Source organism: Streptomyces sp. ME02-8801-2C, from assembly GCF_033793965.1.
In the GTDB taxonomy this organism is placed as follows: Bacteria; Actinomycetota; Actinomycetes; order Streptomycetales; family Streptomycetaceae; genus Streptomyces.
Genome location: NZ_JARAXP010000011.1, coordinates 167,718 through 186,650, shown reverse-complemented (window position 1 = coordinate 186,650; position 18,933 = coordinate 167,718). Strand labels below are relative to the sequence as shown.

Genomic DNA, 18,933 nt, shown 5'->3' with positions numbered 1-18,933 from the left:
CGCCGGCACCGGGCCGGCGTCGGCCGGTGATCCGATCACTCGGGGTGGGAGACGTATGGCACAGGCCGCGGACGCCGCGCGGACCGTCATCATGACCGTGGACGACGACCCCGGGGTGTCCCGGGCCGTCGCCCGTGACCTGCGGCGGCGCTACGGCGAGTCGTACCGGATCGTGCGCGCGGAGTCCGGGGATTCCGCGCTGGAGGCGTTGCGGGAGCTGAAGCTGCGCGGTGATCTGGTCGCGGTGATCCTGGCTGACTACCGGATGCCGCAGATGAACGGCATCGAGTTCCTCGAACAGGCCCTGGACGTCTATCCGGGCGCCCGGCGCGTGCTGCTGACCGCCTACGCGGACACGAACGCGGCGATCGACGCGATCAACGTCGTCGACCTCGACCACTACCTCCTCAAGCCCTGGGACCCCCCGGAGGAGAAGCTCTACCCGGTGCTGGACGACCTCCTGGCGGCGTGGCGGTGCAGTGACTTCCGGCCGGTGCCGAGCACCAAGGTGGTCGGTCACCGGTGGTCGGCGCGTTCGTCGGACGTGCGGGAGTTCCTGGCCCGCAACCAGGTGCCCTACCGCTGGTACTCCACCGAGGAGCCCGAGGGGCAGCGGCTGCTGGCCGCGGCGGGCGAGGACGGGCAGCGGCTGCCGGTGGTGATCACGGCGGACGGTACGGCGCTCGTCGAGCCGGAGGTGCCGGAGCTGGCCGCGCAGGTGGGGCTGGCGACGACGCCCACGGCCGACTTCTACGATCTGGTCGTCATCGGCGGCGGCCCGGCCGGGCTGGGCGCGGCGGTGTACGGGGCTTCGGAGGGGCTGCGTACGGTGCTGGTGGAGCGGTCGGCGACCGGCGGGCAGGCCGGGCAGAGTTCACGCATCGAGAACTACCTGGGCTTCCCGGACGGGGTGTCCGGCGGTCAGCTCACCGACCGGGCGCGGCGCCAGGCCACCAAGTTCGGCGCCGAGATCCTCTCCGCGCGGGAGGTGACCGGCCTGGAGGTGAGTGGTGCGGCGCGGCTCGTACGGTTCGCGGACGGGTCGGCGATCGCGGCGCACAGCGTGATCCTGGCGACCGGTGTGTCCTACCGGCAGCTTCAGGCGCCGGGTGCCGACGACTTGTCGGGCCGCGGGGTGTTCTACGGGTCGGCGCTCACCGAGGCCGCCGGCTGCCAGGGCCACGACGTGTACATCGTCGGCGGCGCCAACTCGGCCGGGCAGGCGGCGATGTACCTGTCCAGGGGAGCCAAGTCGGTGACCCTGCTGGTGCGCGGAGCGGACCTGACCGCGTCGATGTCGCACTACCTGATCCAGCAGATCGCCCAGTCGCCGAACATCTCGGTGCGGGCCCACACGGTCGTCGAGGCCGCGCACGGCGACAACCAGCTGCAACAGCTGACGTTGCGCGACACGACGAGCGGGCAGAGCGAACTGGTCGACGCGCAGTGGCTGTTCGTGTTCATCGGCGCGGCCCCGCTGACCGACTGGCTGGACGGAACTGTGTTGCGGGACGAGCGCGGGTTCATCCTCGCCGGGCCCGATCTGACCGCCGACGGGCGGCCACCGGCGGGCTGGGAGCTGGATCGGCCGCCGTACCACCTGGAGACCAATATCCCCGGCGTGTTCGTCGCCGGGGACGCGCGCGCGGAGTCCGCCAAGCGGGTCGCGTCCGCCGTCGGAGAGGGAGCCATGGCCGTGATGCTCGTCCACCGCTACCTGGAGCAGTCGTGAGCGGCCGGCTGATGCCGTGCAGCACGGCGGAGATCAGCTCACTGTTCCTCTTCGAGAAGCTGAACTCCGAACAGCTCGGCAGGCTGTGCGCCGAGGGACGGGTCGAACTGTTCGAGCCGGGACCGGTGTTCGCCGAAGGCGACCCGGCGACCTGCTTCTACGTGATGATCAAGGGCACGCTCGTCATGTCGCGCCGGGTCGGCGGCGACGACATCGAGGTCAGCCGCACGTCCCAGCCGGGGGTGTACGCGGGGGCCGTGATGGCGTACGTCGAAGACGGGAAGATGCAGCGGTACCCCAGCTCGTTGCGGGTGTCGGAGCCGACGCGGTTCTTCGTGCTGCCCGCCGAGTCGTTCGCGAACTTCATGCGCGAGTGGTTTCCGATGGCGGTCCATCTCCTGGAGGGGCTCTTCCTCGGTTCGCAGACCTTTCAGCGGGCCGTCGGGCAGCGCGAACGGCTGCTGGCGCTGGGCTCGTTGTCCGCGGGTCTCACCCATGAGCTCAACAACCCGGCCGCGGCGGCCGTACGGGCAACCTCGTCGCTCAGGGACCGGGTCGCGCACATGCGCAACAAGCTCGGCCTCATCGCCTCGGGCGACTATCACCACGACGTCCTGAAAGCCCTGGTCGACCTTCAGGAGCGTACGGCCGAGCGGGTCTCCAAGGCGCCGGTACTGAGCCCGCTCGAAGCCTCCGACCGGGAGGACGAACTCGCCGACTGGCTCGACGACCACGGCATCCAGAACGGCTGGCAGATCGCGCCGACCTTCGTCCAGGGCGGTCTCGACGTCGACTGGCTGGAGCAGATCGCGGCGGCCGTCGACGAGCAGGAAATCCTGCAGAGTGCCATCGGGTGGCTCAACTACACGGTCGAGACCGAGCTGTTGATGTCCGAGATCGAGGACTCCACCACGCGTATCTCGCACCTCGTCGACGCCGCCAAGCAGTACTCGCAGCTGGACCGCGCCCCCTACCAGGTCGCCGATGTCCACGAACTCCTCGACAGCACCCTGCTGATGCTGTCGGGCAAGATCGGGCCGCAGGTCAAGGTCGTGAAGGAGTACGACCGCTCGGTACCGAGGATTCCGGCCTACCCGGCCGAGCTGAACCAGGTATGGACCAACCTGATCGACAACGCCGTCTCCGCCATCAAGTGCGAGGACGGCGAAGGGACGCTGACCGTACGCACCGCTGTGGTGCACGACCGGCTGCTGGTCGAGTTCCGCGACACGGGCCCGGGAGTACCGGCCGAGATCCGCGACCGGATCTTCGATCCCTTCTTCACCACCAAACCGGTCGGCGAGGGCACCGGGCTGGGCCTCGACATCTCCTGGCGGATCGTCGTCAACAAGCACCACGGTGATCTGAAGGTCGAGTCCGTACCCGGCGACACCCGCTTCCAGGTGCTGCTCCCCCTCACCGCCACTGACCCCGATACCGATACCGACCCGGCCGTGGTCCCGGACCCGGCTCAGGAGCCCTCATGACCAAGGACACCGGAATCGACCCCAGCGTCCCGCCCAGCGGAGCCGGCTGCGTCGAGTGCGACGCCGACGGCGGCTGGTGGTTCCACCTGCGGCGCTGCGCCCAGTGCGGCCACATCGGCTGCTGCGACGACTCGCCCGCCAAGCACGCCACCGCCCACTTCCGGGACACCGGCCACCCGGTGATCCGCAGCTACGAACCGGGCGAGGCCTGGTTCTGGAACTTCGAGACGTCCGAGCTCTACGAGTCCGGTCCGGCCCTGGCACCCCCGACCAGCCATCCGGCCGACCAGCCCACCCCTGGACCGGCGGGACGCGTCCCCGCGAACTGGGTCGAGATACTGCGCTGAGGCCTGCCCCACCAGGGCTGTCAGTGGTGCGTGTCAGGATTGATCTGTGCCGCAGAACCTGTTCAACACGCCACTCATCGGCCGCGACAACGAGCTGACCCGTCTCGCCGGTGTGCTGGACCGTGCCCGCGTCCGTGAGGCCCGTGCCGTGCTCATCGCCGGAGATGCCGGGGTGGGCAAGACACGGGTGCTGGCGGAGGCGGCGGAGCGGGCCTCGGACCGGGGGATGACGGTGCTCACGGGGCACTGTGTCGATCTCGGTGACGTCGGTCTGCCGTATCTGCCGTTCACCGAGATCGTGGGGTTGCTCGCCGCCGACGAGCGGTTCGCCGGGGCGCTCGCCGCGCATCCCGTGGTGGGGCGGCTACTCGGTGGCGGGGAGGCGGACGGCGGGCGGGATGCCGGTGGGCGGCTGCGCCTGTTCGAAGGGATGGCGGGACTGCTGGCCGCCGTCACCGAGATCGCGCCGCTGCTGCTCGTCCTGGAGGACCTGCACTGGGCCGACCAGTCCTCCCGGGATCTGCTGCGGTTCCTGCTCAGCAGGGGCGTGCTCCAGGGGTCGGCGGGCGGCGCCCCCGGCCACCGGCTCGCCCTGTTCGCCTCGTACCGCGCCGACGACCTCCACCGCCGCCATCCGCTGCGCCCGCTGCTGGCGGAGCTGGTGCGGCTGCCCGCGGTGGAACGGCTGGAGCTGCGGCCGATGGCCGACACCGAGGTGGCCCGGCTGGTGCGGGCCCTCGGCGAAGGGGCGCTGCCTGACACGACCGTGCGGCGGATCGTCGAGCGGGCCGAGGGCAACGCCTTCTACGCGGAGGAACTGCTCGCGGCGACCGACACCGAGTCGGGCGGCGTACCCAGCGGGCTCGCCGACGTTCTCCTGATCCGCTTCGAGCAACTGTCCGACACCGCACAGCAGGTGCTGCGTACGGCCGCCGTCGCCGGGCGGCGCGTCGAGCACGAACTGTTGAGCGACGCCGTCCGACTGCCGCAGGACGAGCTGGAGTCGGCGCTGCGCGAGGCGGTCGAACGCCAGCTGCTCGTCCCGGGTGAGGGCGACACGTACTCCTTCAGGCACGCTCTCGCGCGTGAGGCCGTCTACGCCGACCTGCTGCCGGGCGAGCGGTCCCGGCTGCACGGGGCGTTCGCGCGGCTGCTGGCCGGGCGGGGCCGCCCCGCCGAGAGTGCGGCGGAGCGTGCGCACCACTACCGGGAGAGCCATGACCTGGCGGAGGCGCTCACGGCGTCCCTGGAGGCCGCCGACCACGCCGCTCGCGTCGGCGCTCCCGCGGAGGAGCTGCGGCATCTGGAGGCCGCCCTCGACATGTGGCCGGCGGTGGAGGCCGGCGCCCGTCCCACCGGCGAGGGACTGGACACGGTGACGCTGATGCTGCGCGCGTCGGCCGCGGCGGCGCACGCCGGGGAGGCGCATCGCGCGGTGTCGCTCACCCGGGCCGCCCTCGCCGGCGAGGGCCGGGACACGGACGCCGAACTCGCGGCCCGCGTCCGCTACACGCTCGCCGACAACCTGATGAGCATCGACCATCTCGCGGCGGCGTTCGCGTACAGCAGTGAGGCGCTCGCCCTGATCCCGGCCGAGCCCCCGTCACGGACCTGGGTGTGGGCGGCGGCCACCCATGTCATGGCGGCACGGCAGATGGGCGACAACGACACCGCGCTGAGGGTGGCCCGGCAGGCCCTCACCGTCGCCGAGCAGCTTCAGGCTCCCGACGCGCAGGCCGATCTCGTGATCTCCGTGGCCGGTCTGGAAACAGGCGGGCGTCGCACGCCCGAGGCCCGCGAGCGGTTCGTGGAAGCCCGGGAACTGGCCCGGCGCTCGGGCTGTACCACGGTGGAGATGCGCGCGCTGTTCAATCTCGCGATCGGCAGCTTCGAGTCCGGCCGGCTGGAGGAGAGCCTGCCGTGGCTCTCCGAGGGCCTGGACCGCGCCCGCCGCGTCGGTCTCCTCTCCTCGCCGTACCCGCTGGAGATGCGCTATCTGCACTCCTTGGTGCTGTACACGCTGGGCCGTTGGGACGAGTGCGCCCGCGCGGCGGTGGCCGACACCGAGGTGCTGCCCACGGCTGCCGGTTACGTGGCGGGGCCTTCGCTGAACGTGGCGCTGGCACGTGGTGACCTGGGCGCCGTAGACCGCGCCCGGGCGCTGCTGGCCGGTCCGTTCGACTGGATGGCCACGCTGGTCGCGGGCATCGTGCTCACGGACGCCGCCGCTGCGGCTGGCGGCCCCGAGGCGGCCGTACAGCGCGTGCACGACACGGTGAAGGCGCTCACCGACGACACCGGGGCCCGGCCGGAGGTCGCGGTCCGGCTCGTCGCCCTCGCGCTGTCCGCCGTCGCCGACACCGTTGTCCGCCTTCGCCGGTCCGGCGACGAGGCGGGGGTACTGCGGTGGACGGACACGGCGGCCGAACTGCTGGAACTGGCCCGCACCCGGGGCGCGATCGGCCGCGACGGAAGCCCTCAGGGCCCGGAGGGGCACGCGTGGCTGGCTCGTGCCGAGGCCGAGTGGGCGCGGATGACGGCCGGTCCGGAGGTCGACGCGTGGGAACGGGCGGTCACGGCGTTCGGCTTCGGCGATGTCTACGAACAGGCACGGTGCAGACGGCGGTACGCCGAGGCCCTGCTGGCGGACGGCAACCGTGCGGAGGCGGCCGTCCAGGCCCGCGCCGCCCGCGAGACGGCGGTACGGCTGGGCGCCACGCCCCTGCTCCGGGACCTGGACGCCCTGATCCGCCGCGGCCGGCTCACGGACCCCTCCCCCATGGAGGATCCCGGCGCCGTCCCGACACCTCTCACCGCCCGCGAACAGGACGTCCTGGGGCTCCTCGCCCTCGGCCGCAGCAACCGCCAGATCGGCGAGGAGCTGTTCATCAGCGGCAAGACGGCCAGTGTCCACGTCTCCAACATCCTGGCCAAACTGGGTGCGGCGAGCCGCGGGGAGGCGGTGGCGGTCGCCCATCGGGAGGGGCTGGTCAAGTCGCCGGCGCTGCCGCCTGCTGCTCCGGATCTGCCCTGACGAAGGCCCGGATCGCCGTCGCCGCCGCCCCGCGCGCCCACTCCTCGAAGGGCAGCGGCCGGGTCAGCAGTTCGCAGTGGGCGGCGGAGCCGAAGGCGGCTTCGGTGAACGCGTCGCGGATCTGCTCGGCGAACAGGTCGTACGCGGCGAGCCCCTCGCCGGAGATGATCACGCGCTCGGGGCCGAGCAGGTTGGCCACGGTGGCGATGCCCCGGCCGATCGCCGCACCCGCCCGCGCGTACACCTCCCGTACCCCGGGGTGCCCCGCGTGGGCCAGGGCGACGGCTTCGGCGCTGTCGGTGATCGAGGTGCCCGTGATCTCCCGTACCCGGGCGACGATCTCCGCGTCCCCCGCGAACGCCTGCAGACAGCCACGCTTGCCGCAGTGGCAGGGCGGGCCCGCCGGATCGACGACGACATGCCCGATCTCTCCGGCCACCGCGTACGTCCCCGCGACCACGCGCCCGTGGACCACGAGGCCGCATCCGACCCCCGCGCCGACGGTGACCACGGCGAAGTCGGACAGCCCCACGCCGGCGCCGAACCACTGCTCGGCGACGGTGAGCGCCCGCACGTCGTTGTCGACCGTGACGGGCAGGCCCGTCACGGTCGCGGCGAGTTCCGCGAGCGGTACATCACGCCACCCCAGGAACGGCGAGTAGCGTACGGCGCCCTCGGCGCGGTCGACCTCTCCGGCGACGGCGATGCCGCAGCCCAGGACGGGCACCCCGAAGCCGTCCGCCTCGGTGAGCAGCTCCCGCACCAGCTCGGCGACCGAGACCAGCACCGCTTTCGGGGCCCGGGCAGGCAGCGGGAGGTCGCGGGCGACCCGGACGCGGCAGCAGAGGTCGGTGAGCACGCCGAAGATCCGGTCACCGGTGAGCTTGACGCCGACGAACAGCGCCCGGCCGCCGTCGACCCGCACGAGGTTCGCCGGCCGCCCCAGCAGCGGACGGGTCCCGCCGTCCGCGTCCTCGACCAGGTAGCCCGCCTCGATCAGCGGACGGACCGCCTTGGTGACGGCCGCGGCGGACAGCCCCGCGCGCCGGGCCACGTCGGCACGGGTGAGCGGGCCGTGGGACAGGACCGTGGTGAAGATCTGCGAGGCGGCCGGCGTACGGACCGGAAACACCTCGGCACGAGGGGGCGAGGGCATGGCCCGGAACCTAGATCGCTTATTTTCCCCTGTCAATGAAAGAAGCCAAGATGGGCGGAACCACCACCGCAGGCCCCTCTAGACTTTGCGAAAGACCGTCACAGGCATCCCATTGACACATGATCCATGGTCGCGCTTGGGTTCGCCGAGAACACCAGTACCACGAACGTGAGGCACCATGCCGCTGATCTCCCACTCCCCGGACACCGGGGTCTGGCTGCTGACCACCCCGCGCACGTCGTACGCGCTGCGGATCGACGGGAGCGGCGCGCCGTGTCATCTCGCGTGGGGGCCGCGGCTGACCCTGGCGGAGGCGGATGCGCTCGTTCCTCCTGCGCAGGACATGGCGAGCAGTTTCGAGGGTAGGCCCGCGGTGGGCGAGGAGCTCCCCGTCGACGGCGGCACGCGTTACGGCCCGCCCTCGCTCCAGGTCCGGTACGCGGACTCCTCCCGCGGCTTCGAATGGGTACCGACCGGCCACCGGGTCCTCGAACCGGAGACCGGAACGGCCGAGCTGGTCCTGGAGTTCCGGGACCGCCGCTACCCTCTCGAGGTCGCGCTGCACTACACGGTCCGCGCCGACTCGGACGTCATCGAGCGCCGGACCGTGGTGCGCAACGCCGGGGAAGAACGTGTCGATCTGCTGCGCGTCGACTCCGCCGCCTGGACGCTGCCGCCGTCGCGCGACCACCGGCTCAGCCATGTCACCGGCCAGTGGTCCGCCGAGAGCCAACTGCGGTGCGACGCACTGCCGTTCGGCGAGACGGTGCTGACCAGCCGGCGCGGAATCACCAGTCATCACGCCAACCCGTGGGTGATGCTCGACTCGGGCGAGGCGACCGAGGAGCACGGCCGGGTGTGGAGCGCCGCCCTTGCCTGGAGCGGGAGTTGGCGCATCACCGCCCAGCGCACCCCCGACGGATTCGTCGGTTTCACCGGAGGCGTGGGCCACGAGGGTACGAGCGTTCCGCTGGCGCCGGGCGAGGAGTTCACCACGCCGGTGTTCGCCGGGCTGTGCACGGACGGCGGTTTCGGGGCGGCGAGCCGCGCCTGGCACACGTACACGACGGCCCATGTGCTGCCCAGCGCTCGGGAGTTGGCGCCGGTGCTCTACAACTCGTGGGAGGCCACCGGTTTCGACGTCGACGAGGCGAGCCAGATGGCGCTGGCCGAGCGGGCCGCCCTGCTCGGGGTGGAGCTGTATGTCGTCGACGACGGCTGGTTCGGGGCGCGGCGCAGCGACCGGGCGGGGCTGGGCGACTGGACGCCGACTCCGGAGCGCTTCCCCGAGGGGCTCAAGCCGCTGGCCGATTTCGTGCACGGGCTGGGCATGCGGTTCGGGATCTGGGTCGAGCCGGAGATGGTCAATCCGGACAGCGACCTGTACCGCGAGCACCCCGACTGGGTGCTGCACGTGCCCGGGCGGGCCCGTACCGAGATGCGCAACCAGCTCGTCCTGAACTTCGCGCGCGACGAGGTCGCCGAGTGGGCGTACGGCTGGCTGACCCGGCTCGTCGGGGACCACCAGGTCGACTTCCTGAAGTGGGACATGAACCGCGCCTTCGGTGAGTCGGGCTGGCCGGGGCAGCCGGACGGCGACGACCGGCTGTGGACGCGGTACGTGGCGAACCTGTACGACGTCATCGACCGGCTGCGCGCCGACCACCCCGGGCTGCGGGTGGAGACGTGCAGTGGCGGCGGGGGGCGGGTCGACCTCGGCATCCTCTCCCGTACGGATCAGGCGTGGACGTCCGACAACACCGACGCCGTGGACCGGCTGGTGATCCAGCACGGTTTCGGCCAGGTGTACCCGGCGCGGGCGATGTCGGCGTGGGTGACCGACGTGCCCAACCAGCTCACGGGGCGTTCGGTGCCGCTGCGGTTCCGTTTCCACGCGGCGATGTGCGGGCTGCTCGGGATCGGCGGTGACCTCACGCGCTGGTCCGAGGAGGAGCTCGCGGAGGGCGCGGCGCTGGTCGCCGACTACAAGAAGGTGCGGCATCTGGTGCAGCACGGTGAGCTGTACCGGCTGTCGGGGCCGCTCGGGGAGGAGCCGACGGTCGTGCAGTACGTCGGCGAGGACGCGGCCGAGGCTCTGGTGCTGGGCTTCCGGTACGGCCCTCGGCACGGTCTCCCGCGCATTCCGGTGCGCCTGCGGGGCCTGACGCCGGGCGCCAGGTACCGCGACACGTACACGGGTGCCGTTCATCACGCGAACGTGCTCGGCGAGTACGGGTTGCGGCTCGACCTCGCGCCCGGCGACTGGTCCAGCACGGCCGTGCACCTGGTGCGTGTGCGGGAGTCGTAGGCCGGACGGTTCCCCGGCCGGCCTTCGTCGGCCGGGGAACCGCAGCGCCCCGGCCGGGCGTTACAGGGGCAACGCCCCCATGGGGGCACGAACCACGAACCCCAGGGCAGGCGCGATGAGCGAGTTGGTCCCCGGGGGCAACACGCCCCTGCCGGGCGGCACCCTCACGCTCCGGGTGCCGGGCCCCTTCGACGTGAGCGCGCTTGTGACGGACGACGGCGGCAAGGTCGGCGGCGACGCCGACTTCGTGTTCTACAACCAGCCGACGGCCCCGGGAGTCCGGCTGCACGGCGACACCCTCACCGTCGACCCGGGGGCTCTGCGCCCCGGCGCCACCCGGGTCACGGTGGTGGTCAGCGCCGCCGACCCCGGCACGGCGCTGGGCACGCTGCCCGCGCCCACGCTCCATCTCACCGGCCCCGGCGGCCTGGCACCGTCCCGGTTCACACCACCGCGTCCGCAGCGGGAGACGGTACTGCTGCTCGCGGAGTTGTATCGGCGAGGTGCGGGCTGGAAGCTGCGCGCGCTGGGCCAGGGGTACGCGGACGGGCTGGCGGGGCTCGCCCGGGACTTCGGGGTGGATGTCGCGGACGACGACGCCTCGTCGGCCTCGGCCTCGGGAACCCCGCGGACACCGTCCGTCTGGTCCGACGCGGCCTCCCGCCTGTCGGGCGCGGCTTCCCGGCTGGCTGGGGCGGCGACCGCACGCCGGTCCCGGCCGACGGGCGCCCCGCGACCGGTCGGGGCCGCCGGGTCCGCTCCCCCGGTCGCCGCGTCGGCCGCCGGAGCGGGGCCGGGTGCGGTGGCTCCCGGCACGCACTCCGGTACGCCGGGCTCGCTGGGCCCCGGCGCCACCGAGTTCCTCGCCCTCGTCAACTCGGCCCGGGCCGCCGCCGGTTCCCCGCCCGTCGCCCTCGACTCCCGGCTCTCCGCAGCCGCGCGGGCGCACGCCGCCGACATGGCCTCGGCAGGCCGGCTCGGCACCGAGAGCAGGGACGGCACCTCCGTCCACCAGCGCGTCACGGCCACCGGCTACACGTATCTGACCGTCGGCGAGCATCTGGTCTCCGGGCCGCGTACGCCGGACGAGTTCGTCGACTACTGCCTGCGCACCGAGCAGGCCCGCCGCACCCTGCACGACCCGGCGTTCACACAGGTCGGCCTGGCGTCTGTCATCGGGTCCCGCACGGGTGACACGTACTGGACCGTCCTGTGGGCCCGGCCCCTCATGCCCGGCGATCTCGAGCGGACGGCGGCCGAGGTCATCGAGCTCACCAACCGGGAGCGGGCCCGTGCCGGGCTGCCGCCGCTGGCCTCCGACGCCCTGCTGGCCCGGGCCGCGCAGGCGCACAGCACGGACATGGTGGCCCGCGCGTTCTATTCGCACACCGGGCCCGACGGCAGCCAGCCGTGGGACCGGGCCGCCGCCGCGGGGTCCACACGGCGGACGATCGGCGAGAACATCGCGTGCGGGCAGCGCTCCGCCGCGGAGGTCGTCGAGGGATGGATGAACAGCCCCGGGCACCGGGCCAACATCCTCAAACGGGAGTTCACCCACATAGGCATCGGTTTCGCGGGCGGCGGCAAGGCGGGCACGTACTGGACCCAGCTCTTCGGCGCCTGAACACCCCCCGCGCGGCCCTGCCCCTGCCCTGTCCTGCCCGGCTACGGCTTGCGTGCGACGCCGCCCAGGGCGATCACCTCGCCGGTCGCGGTCGCCGTCCCGGGATCGGGGCGCCAGTCGGTGATGGGGACGACGCCGGGGGCGAGCAGCTCCAGGCCGTCGAAGAAGCCGGCGAGTTCCGCCGGGCTCCTCAGGTAGTAGGGGACGGCGCCGCTCTCGTTGTAGAGCCGGGTCGCCGCGGCGTTGGCCCTGTTGGTGTCCACGCTGTCGTTGAACGCGAAGTAGCTGCCCGACGGCAGGGCGTCCAGCAGCTCCCGGACGATGGCCCGCGCCTCGTCGTAGTCGGCGATGTGCCCGCTGACCTGCATCAGTGTCAGGGCGACCGGCCGGCTGAGGTCCAGGGTCCGGGCCGCTTCCCGCAGGACGGCGACGGGGTTGTGCAGGTCGGCGTCGACATAGTCCGTCACGCCCTCGGGTGAGCTGGTGAGGAGGGCCTCCGCGTGGGTCAGGACCAGCGGATCGTTGTCCACGTAGACGATGCGGGCGCCGGGGGCCACGCTTTGGGCGATCTCGTGAGTGTTGTCCGCCGTGGGCAGGCCCGTGCCGATGTCGAGGAACTGCCGGATTCCGGCCTCGCCGGCGAGGTGGCGTACGGCCCGGCCGAGGAAGGCGCGGGAGTCGCGCGCCAGGTCGTTGATGCCGGGGAAGATCTCGCGGAAGGCGTCGCCCGCCTGGTGGTCGACCGGGTAGTTGTCCTTGCCGCCGAGCCAGTAGTTCCAGATCCTGGCCGAGTGCGGCACTGTCGTGTCGATCTTCTCCGGCGTCTGTGTGCCGGGGCCGGACGAGTCCTGCGTCACCGGGCAACCTCCTTGTGGGGATACGTAGTTGACCGTGCCGTTCAACTTAGCGTCACCGGCGTCGCCGACGACGGAGGTCCGGACACAAGGGCGCCCTTTTCGGCCTCCTTCCGCCGGGGGCCTCGCCTTCCGCGCGCTCCCTTGGCGGAGCGGCACCCTCCGGGACACGATGCCCGCATGAAGGGTGACCTCTTTTCCAGTGAGTACATGGTGCAGCCGGCCACGGCGCCCGGGATGACCGTCGAGAACGCCAAGTCCATCAAGTACGTGGTCAACGGCGAGATGTTCGCCCGGCAGGGCTCGATGATCGCCTTCCGCGGCGACCTGCAGTTCGAGCGCAAGGGACAGGGCGTCGGCGGCATGCTGAAGCGTGCGGTCACGGGCGAGGGACTGCCCCTGATGACGGTGCGCGGTCAGGGCGAGGCATGGTTCGCGCACGAGGCGCAGAACTGCTTCGTCGTCGAGATCGACCCGGGTGACGTCTTCACGGTCAACGGCCGCAACGTGCTGTGCTTCGACGCGTCACTGGCGTACGAGATCAAGACTGTGAAGGGGGCGGGGGCGAGCGGCGCGGGCCTGTTCAACAGCGTCTTCACCGGGCAGGGGCGGCTGGGGCTGATGTGCGAGGGCAACCCGCTGGTGATCCCGGTCTCGCCGCAGTATCCGGTGTACGTCGACACGGACGCCGTCGTCGGCTGGACGGCGAGTCTCCAGACGTCGCTGCACCGTTCGCAGTCCTTCGGCTCGATGCTCCGCGGCGGCTCCGGCGAGGCCGTCCAACTGATGCTGCAGGGCGAGGGGGTCGTCGTCGTGCGGCCGAGCGAGGCGACCGCGCAGAAGCCGCAGAACTGACACCACTGCGGCCCGCTTTCCGGAACGTGATCTGCGCCGCACAGGCAACCTCGCGGCCGTCCCCGCCGTCTTGATCGACGACACCAAAGAACAACGAGGCGCCGCCCCGGCCCGACCGGCCGGGGCGAACTTTCGGCGCACTATACACACCGTGTATACGCCCAGCGTATACCGAAAGGGTCACATGTACGGCAAGGCATTCGCCCCGGAGTACCAGGGCGCGCTCACCGGCCTCTCGGTGAACTCCTCCCTGGTCGACGTACTCGCCGCGGGCACCGAGCAGTTAGCGGCCGCGAAGCGGGCCGGGCGGCGCGCGGAGGCGGCCCGTTCGGGACTCGCGGTCGCGGAGGCGCACCGGCGGCTCGGGCACATCGGCGACGCCGACCTGGCCTGGAAGGCGAGTTACCGCGCGGCCCGGGCGGACGGGGACACCGCGGCGATGGCGTGGGCGCTGTGGAGCGGCGGCACACTCGCCCGGCAGCGCGGCGCGTTCAGACTGGCCCGGCGGCTGCTGGAACTCGCCGCCGAACTCGGCGAGCGCGGCGGCGACATCGTCGTACGCGGCTACTCGCTCGCGGGTCTGGCCGAGACCGGCCGCATCCAGGGCGACTACGAGGCGGTCGGCCTGCTGCACGAGCAGTTGCTCGCCGAGGCACGCAAGCGCGGTGAGGCGCGGCACACCGTGTGGGCACTGGAGGGCATCGCGCAGATGCACCGCAACACCGGCTCGTACGACACCGCGTACGCCCTGTTCGAGGAGGCGGCCGAGATCGCCGCGCGGGCCGACGACCGGCGTGGTCACGCCTGGGCCCTGCGCGGGCTCGCCGACCTCGTGTCCGTAATCGACGGGGACACGGAACGCGCCCTCGCGCTGCTCTCGGAGGCGGAGGAGAGCTGCACGGCGATGAACCTGTCCAGCGCGCTCGCCTACAACCACAAGATGCGTGGCAACGTTCTCTACCGGGCCGGGCGTTACACCGAGGCGCGCGACCTGTATCTCCAGGCCCTGGCCGAGTTCCAGGCCATGAGTGAGCCGCGCGGCGAGGCGCTGTCCCGTCTGGGACTGGCGAAGTCGCTGGCCCGCCTGGGCCGCGACCGCACCGAGACGGCCGCTGAACTGAGGGAACTGGCACACGAGTTGGAGCGCATCGGGCTGCGGCACGCCCGTGCGATGGTGGCGCGGGCGGAGAGCGAACTGGGCCTCGGCACGGACCCGGAGGCCGCACGATGACGCCTCCCGGTTCGAGGTCGCTGGCACCGGCGGCCCCCTCTGTGCCCCAAGTCCTCGACCGGTGCCGTGACCTGGTGCGGCCGGCGCTCACCGAGGCCGTCGGTCGGTTGCATCCATGGCTGGGCGAGATGGCCGCGTACTCCTTCGGCTGGTGCGAGGTGGGCGGTGCGCCCGTCGACGCGTCCGGCGGCAAGGGCGTACGGCAGGCGCTGGCCGTGCTCGGTGCGGAGGCGGCCGGGGCGCCCGCGCGGGCCGGGGTCGCGGCGGCGGTCGCGGTGGAGCTGGTGCACACCTTCTCGCTGCTGCACGACGACATCATGGACGGCGACCCGACCCGGCGCCGCCGCCCTACGGTGTGGCGGGCGTACGGGACCGGCCCGGCCGTGCTCGCGGGTGACGCCCTGTTCGCACTGGCCGTCGAGACGCTCGCGCGGACACCGGGCGGACCGGCGGGGATGCGGCTGCTGTCGGCGGCGCTGACGGACGTGGTGGCCGGGCAGGCCGACGACCTGTTGTTCACCTCCCGGCCGTGGACCGGGCCCGAGCGGGTGCGGCCCGAGGAGTACCGGAGGATGGCCGAGCGCAAGACGGGCGCCCTCCTCGGCTGCGCGCTCTCGTTGGGAGCCGCGCTGGGTGGCGCCCCGCCGGCCACGACGGCGGCGCTGGAGCGGGTGGGACGGCATGCCGGTGCCGCCTTCCAGATGGCCGACGACGTGCTGGGCGTCTGGGGCGACCCGGCCGTGACCGGCAAGCCCGTCCACGGCGATCTCCGGGAGCGCAAGAAGTCGTACCCGGTACTGGCCGCGCTCGACGCGCCGGTGCCGGCCGCCCGGCGGCTCGCCGAGCTGCTGGAGTCCGTCGACGCGCCCGACGCGGCGGTGGCGCGCCGGGCGGCGGCGCTCGTCAGCGAGGCGGGCGGCCGTACGGCGACCCTCGCCCAGGCCCGTCGGCACCTCGCTGCGGTCGAACGCGGCCTGGACGACCTGCCCCTGGCGGGGCCTGCGGTCGGCGAACTGCGGGCCCTGCTGGGCTTCCTGGCGCGCCGCGAGCTGTAGCCGGAAGGAGAGATCCGGCGGGGAGATCGTGTGCGGGCCGTCACGGCAGGACCAGGGAATGCACCCATTTCTTCGCACACCTGCCCTGCGCAGATGAATAAAAGGAGAACCGGGCCCAGGAGTTGCGGAATATTTGAACAGACCCCCTCACACCCCTCGTACCTCTGGGAAAGGTGAGAGCCAAAAGGTGAGAGCCAGGGGTTCAGCGAGGGATGGCCATGGTCAAGGCGCACGTCTCCACACATGAGTTGGTGGCCGGAAGGTACCGACTCCTCGATGTCGTCCATCGCGAAACGAACCGGGTCTCCTGGGCCGGCGAGGACACCGCATCGGAGCGCCCGGTCGTCCTCACCCAGATCCAGCTCCCTCCCGACCCCCGGGAACAGACCGCGCGCCGCACCATCGCCCGGGTGATGCGCGCCTCCGAGATCCTCGGGCTGGTCCTGCCGGGCCGGGTGGGCGTCGTGATCGACGTCCTCGAGGAGTTCGGCACCCTGTGGACGGTCGCCGAATGGATCGACGGCACGCCGCTCAGTGAACTCCTCGAACGGCAGGGGACGTTCAACTACGTGCGGGCGGCGCGCATCGCGCTCGAGGTGCTCGACGTCCTGGAGGGAGCACACCGCGAGGGCATCGTGCACGCCGAACTCAGTCCCGGCCAGGTGTTCGTGCGGGACCAGGGCCCGGTCGTGGTGACCGGTTTCGGCCTGGCGGGGGCCACGTCCGTGTCCCGGGTCGGCGCGCCGTCGTACGCCTCGCCGGAACAGGCCCACGGGGCGCGCGCCGAGCCGTCGGACGACCTGTGGGCGCTGGGCGCGCTCCTGTACGCGATGGCCGAGGGGCGGCCCCCGTTCCGTGACCGGGGGCGGCCCGACGCCACGCTCCGGGCGGTGGACCGGCTGCCGCTGCGCAGCCCGGTGCGGGCCGGGCCGCTCACCCAGGTCATCCAGGGGCTGCTGCGCAAGAACGCCCGGGAACGGCTGACCGCTCCGGTGGCACGGGACGCCCTGCTCCGTGTCATCAGGGACGAGCCGGACACCTCGGACGCGGCGGTGCCCACCGTCCGGCTGCGCGGCGCCGCCGCGGGAGAGGGCGCCGGGCGGCTCGGCGGCGGGACCTGGAACCGCAGGGCCACCCGCAAGCTCGTGCTCGCCGGAACCGCTCTGGCCGTCGTCACCGTCGCCGTCCTCGCCACGACGGACAACCTGCCCGGCATCGACGCCTCGGCGTCCGGTGCGGACACCACCCCGTCGGCCGTCGCGCCGCCCGACCCGGTCCCTTCCCTCCCCTCCGCCGACCAGAACACCCCCGTCCCGGAGGAGACCGTCCGGCCCAGCGTCTCCCCCTCGGCGCCGGCCCCGCCGCCCCCGTCGGTGCCGCCGTCGGCGAAACCCACGCCCACCCCCCCGGCCGGTGGCGGCACCGCCGAGGCGCTGCCCGCCGGGTTCAGGGTCTACCAGGCCCCCGAGGGTTTCTCCGTCGCCCTTCCCCAGGGGTGGAAGCGGCTGAGCGAGGACGTCTCCCCCGGCAACGTCGCCTACCGCATCGTGTTCGGCGCCGCCGGCGACCCGCGGACCCTGACCGTCACCTACAGCCAGCGGCTTCGCTCGGACCCGGTGGCCGTGTGGCGCGACGACGTCGAGCCGGTCCTGAGCCGGGCGGGCATCGGCTTCCAGCGGATCGGCGCGATCCGGGCGACGACCTTTCGCGGGCACAGGGGGGCCGACATGGAGTGGCTGTCCGACTTCGACGGCACCCGGATACGTACGCTCGGCCGTGGCTTCCTCATCGGCGAGAACACGGGCTTCTCGCTGCGCTGGACGACACCCGCCGCGGACTGGGAGTCCACCGCCAACAAGCAGGCGCTGGACGCCTTCTTCCGCACCTTCAGAGAGTGATGCGCGTACAGCCATGGGCGGGTACACGTGTCGACCACCGGGCGTACGGATGCGGTGACAGACCGGGATCCGGGCAGGGCCCGGTCTGTCAAAGTGACGTCAATGCCCGCATATAGGCTGCCTGTCTGCACCTTCGCCGTCCGTCCAGCCACCCCTGGGAGAGTCACCTGTGACCGTAGCGATCGCCCTGTCCGAGGAATTCGACGGGTCCGAGTGGTCCGAGCCGTCCGCCGAGCCCGTCGACGCACTCAGCGACGAACCCGGCGACGAACCCGGCGACGAATCCGGCGACGAGATCGCCGAGGTCTCCGCCGACGTGTCGCCGCTCGTGGCGCGTGACGCGCGGGAGTTCGGCGTCTACGCGCGGACGGGAGGGTGGACTTTCGGGCTGATGGTGGCGCGGAGCGTGCGGCCCGGCGGTCAGCCCGCCGGTGAGACGCCGAAGGTCTCCGCCAAGGAGTTCGCGGCGCTCGCCGACTGCTCGCCCGAGCGCGTCATGCGTTACTACAAGGCCTGGGACAAGGCCGCCGACGACGGTGTGGTCCCGCACTTCGAGGCGCTGGTCCCGGGCCAGGAGGTCGAACTCCCGGGCGCCGACCTGTGGCTCACCTACTACAGCTCACGTTCCAGCGCCGGCTCGGAGCGCGGCGCCGCCATTTCGGAGGCCGCCGAGGCCGAGGGCATCCGGCCGACCAAGGCGCTGGAGGTCGCGGAGAACCCCACCGCCCTGCGGGCCGCGATCATGGCCGACCCCTCGACCGCCCGTGCCGCCCGGCACGCACTGCTCGACCGGATCAAGGAAGACCCGGATCTCCAGGCCGAGTTGGCGCGTGACATCGTCCGCACCGACGATCTGAAGAAGGCGGTGGCCACCGAGTCCCGGTCGGCCGACCGCGTCGGATACGTCCGCCAGATCGCCGAGTCCGGCCAGGTGAAGACGCCTGCCGGGCAGACCATCGAGGCGCCCCTCGATCTGCGCCAGGAGGCCGAACGGCATCTGTCCCTCCTCGACGAACTGGACGAGGACGAGGACACCGGCGAGTGGGCGACCGAGGCCTACGGCACCCTCAAGAACCTGGTCGTCGAGGCCGTCGAGGCCGACCCCGAACTGCGCGTCCAGGAACGGCGGACGAAGTTCTACAGCAGCCTGACCAAGGCGACGAAGGCGTTCGAGGAGCTGACCTTCGACGACGTCCAGGAGTTCGCCGAGGACGAGATGGTCCAGCAGCTGGAGGAGCTCCAGGAGGCCATCGCCTCCTGCATCACGGCACTGCGCGGGGCAAACACCTCGTCCACGTGACGGCTGAGCACACGGGCGCCCCGCGCTGAGTACAGGTACTCATGCCCGGGGT

The 18,933-nt window shown here is 72.3% G+C and carries 13 protein-coding genes; 11 read left to right on the top strand and 2 right to left on the bottom strand.

The window, feature by feature from the left end; translation table 11 throughout:
- The first annotated feature begins 55 nt into the window (after positions 1–55).
- From PV396_RS31845 to PV396_RS31830, 4 genes are read left to right on the top strand one after another with little or no spacing between them, the layout of a single operon-like run.
- Positions 56–1,732, top strand: coding sequence for an FAD-dependent oxidoreductase (locus PV396_RS31845; RefSeq protein ID WP_319210504.1), 1,677 nt, complete (start codon positions 56–58; stop codon positions 1,730–1,732).
- Between the two features lie 11 nt (positions 1,733–1,743).
- Entirely contained in the window at positions 1,744–3,219 is a 1,476-nt protein-coding gene (locus PV396_RS31840) for an ATP-binding protein (RefSeq protein ID WP_416071511.1), read from the top strand.
- Positions 3,216–3,566 carry a UBP-type zinc finger domain-containing protein gene (locus PV396_RS31835; RefSeq protein WP_319210501.1) on the top strand — a complete coding sequence of 117 codons (351 nt, stop codon included), beginning with the start codon at positions 3,216–3,218 and terminating at the stop codon, positions 3,564–3,566. Before PV396_RS31840 ends, PV396_RS31835 begins: the two co-directional genes overlap by 4 nt.
- A gap of 46 nt (positions 3,567–3,612) precedes the next feature.
- Positions 3,613–6,600 carry a helix-turn-helix transcriptional regulator gene (locus PV396_RS31830; protein WP_319210499.1) on the top strand — a complete coding sequence of 996 codons (2,988 nt, stop codon included), beginning with the start codon at positions 3,613–3,615 and terminating at the stop codon, positions 6,598–6,600.
- On the opposite strand, the gene PV396_RS31825 is transcribed toward PV396_RS31830, so the two are convergent.
- Positions 6,557–7,756: an ROK family transcriptional regulator gene (locus tag PV396_RS31825; RefSeq protein WP_319210497.1), complete on the bottom strand. Its 1,200-nt coding sequence runs from the start codon at positions 7,754–7,756 to the stop codon at positions 6,557–6,559. The two genes, PV396_RS31830 and PV396_RS31825, sit on opposite strands and share 44 nt — an antisense overlap.
- 178 nt (positions 7,757–7,934) lie before the next feature.
- Between PV396_RS31825 and PV396_RS31820 the strand changes: the two genes are divergently transcribed.
- Both PV396_RS31820 and PV396_RS31815 read left to right on the top strand, forming a co-directional pair.
- On the top strand, positions 7,935–10,064 hold the full coding sequence (locus tag PV396_RS31820; protein ID WP_319210495.1) for an alpha-galactosidase: 2,130 nt from the start codon (positions 7,935–7,937) through the stop codon (positions 10,062–10,064).
- A gap of 115 nt (positions 10,065–10,179) precedes the next feature.
- Entirely contained in the window at positions 10,180–11,688 is a 1,509-nt protein-coding gene (locus PV396_RS31815) for a CAP domain-containing protein (RefSeq protein WP_319210493.1), read from the top strand.
- Positions 11,689–11,729: 41 nt separating this feature from the next.
- Here the strand turns inward: PV396_RS31815 and PV396_RS31810 are convergent, their stop codons facing one another.
- Positions 11,730–12,545, bottom strand: a complete 816-nt coding sequence (locus tag PV396_RS31810; RefSeq protein ID WP_319210491.1) for an SAM-dependent methyltransferase — start codon at positions 12,543–12,545, stop codon at positions 11,730–11,732.
- Between the two features lie 177 nt (positions 12,546–12,722).
- On the opposite strand from PV396_RS31810, the gene PV396_RS31805 reads away from it, so the two are divergent.
- The 5 genes from PV396_RS31805 to PV396_RS31785 all read left to right on the top strand — a co-directional run bounded on the left by PV396_RS31805 (position 12,723) and on the right by PV396_RS31785 (position 18,881).
- Positions 12,723–13,397: an AIM24 family protein gene (locus PV396_RS31805; protein ID WP_319210489.1), complete on the top strand. Its 675-nt coding sequence runs from the start codon at positions 12,723–12,725 to the stop codon at positions 13,395–13,397.
- A gap of 184 nt (positions 13,398–13,581) precedes the next feature.
- A complete protein-coding gene (locus tag PV396_RS31800; RefSeq protein ID WP_319210487.1) occupies positions 13,582–14,628 on the top strand; it encodes a tetratricopeptide repeat protein in 1,047 nt (348 codons plus the stop codon).
- A complete protein-coding gene (locus PV396_RS31795) occupies positions 14,625–15,683 on the top strand; it encodes a polyprenyl synthetase family protein (RefSeq protein ID WP_319210485.1) in 1,059 nt (352 codons plus the stop codon). The genes PV396_RS31800 and PV396_RS31795 overlap by 4 nt, the downstream gene beginning before the upstream one ends.
- Before the next feature lie 218 nt (positions 15,684–15,901).
- Positions 15,902–17,581, top strand: coding sequence for a protein kinase domain-containing protein (locus PV396_RS31790; RefSeq protein WP_319210651.1), 1,680 nt, complete (start codon positions 15,902–15,904; stop codon positions 17,579–17,581).
- A gap of 295 nt (positions 17,582–17,876) precedes the next feature.
- Positions 17,877–18,881 carry a hypothetical protein gene (locus PV396_RS31785; RefSeq protein ID WP_319210649.1) on the top strand — a complete coding sequence of 335 codons (1,005 nt, stop codon included), beginning with the start codon at positions 17,877–17,879 and terminating at the stop codon, positions 18,879–18,881.
- Positions 18,882–18,933 lie beyond the last annotated feature (52 nt).

What these genes read in the sequence shown, in the direction of transcription:
- PV396_RS31845 (WP_319210504.1), top strand. Translation starts at nt 56, where the DNA reads ATGGCACAGGCCGCGGACGCCGCGCGGACCGTCATCATGACCGTGGAC.
- PV396_RS31840 (WP_416071511.1), top strand. Translation starts at nt 1,744, where the DNA reads ATGCCGTGCAGCACGGCGGAGATCAGCTCACTGTTCCTCTTCGAGAAG.
- PV396_RS31835 (WP_319210501.1), top strand. Translation starts at nt 3,216, where the DNA reads ATGACCAAGGACACCGGAATCGACCCCAGCGTCCCGCCCAGCGGAGCC.
- PV396_RS31825 (WP_319210497.1), bottom strand. Translation starts at nt 7,756, where the DNA reads ATGCCCTCGCCCCCTCGTGCCGAGGTGTTTCCGGTCCGTACGCCGGCC.
- PV396_RS31820 (WP_319210495.1), top strand. Translation starts at nt 7,935, where the DNA reads ATGCCGCTGATCTCCCACTCCCCGGACACCGGGGTCTGGCTGCTGACC.
- PV396_RS31815 (WP_319210493.1), top strand. Translation starts at nt 10,180, where the DNA reads ATGAGCGAGTTGGTCCCCGGGGGCAACACGCCCCTGCCGGGCGGCACC.
- PV396_RS31805 (WP_319210489.1), top strand. Translation starts at nt 12,723, where the DNA reads ATGAAGGGTGACCTCTTTTCCAGTGAGTACATGGTGCAGCCGGCCACG.
- PV396_RS31800 (WP_319210487.1), top strand. Translation starts at nt 13,582, where the DNA reads ATGTACGGCAAGGCATTCGCCCCGGAGTACCAGGGCGCGCTCACCGGC.
- PV396_RS31795 (WP_319210485.1), top strand. Translation starts at nt 14,625, where the DNA reads ATGACGCCTCCCGGTTCGAGGTCGCTGGCACCGGCGGCCCCCTCTGTG.
- PV396_RS31790 (WP_319210651.1), top strand. Translation starts at nt 15,902, where the DNA reads ATGGTCAAGGCGCACGTCTCCACACATGAGTTGGTGGCCGGAAGGTAC.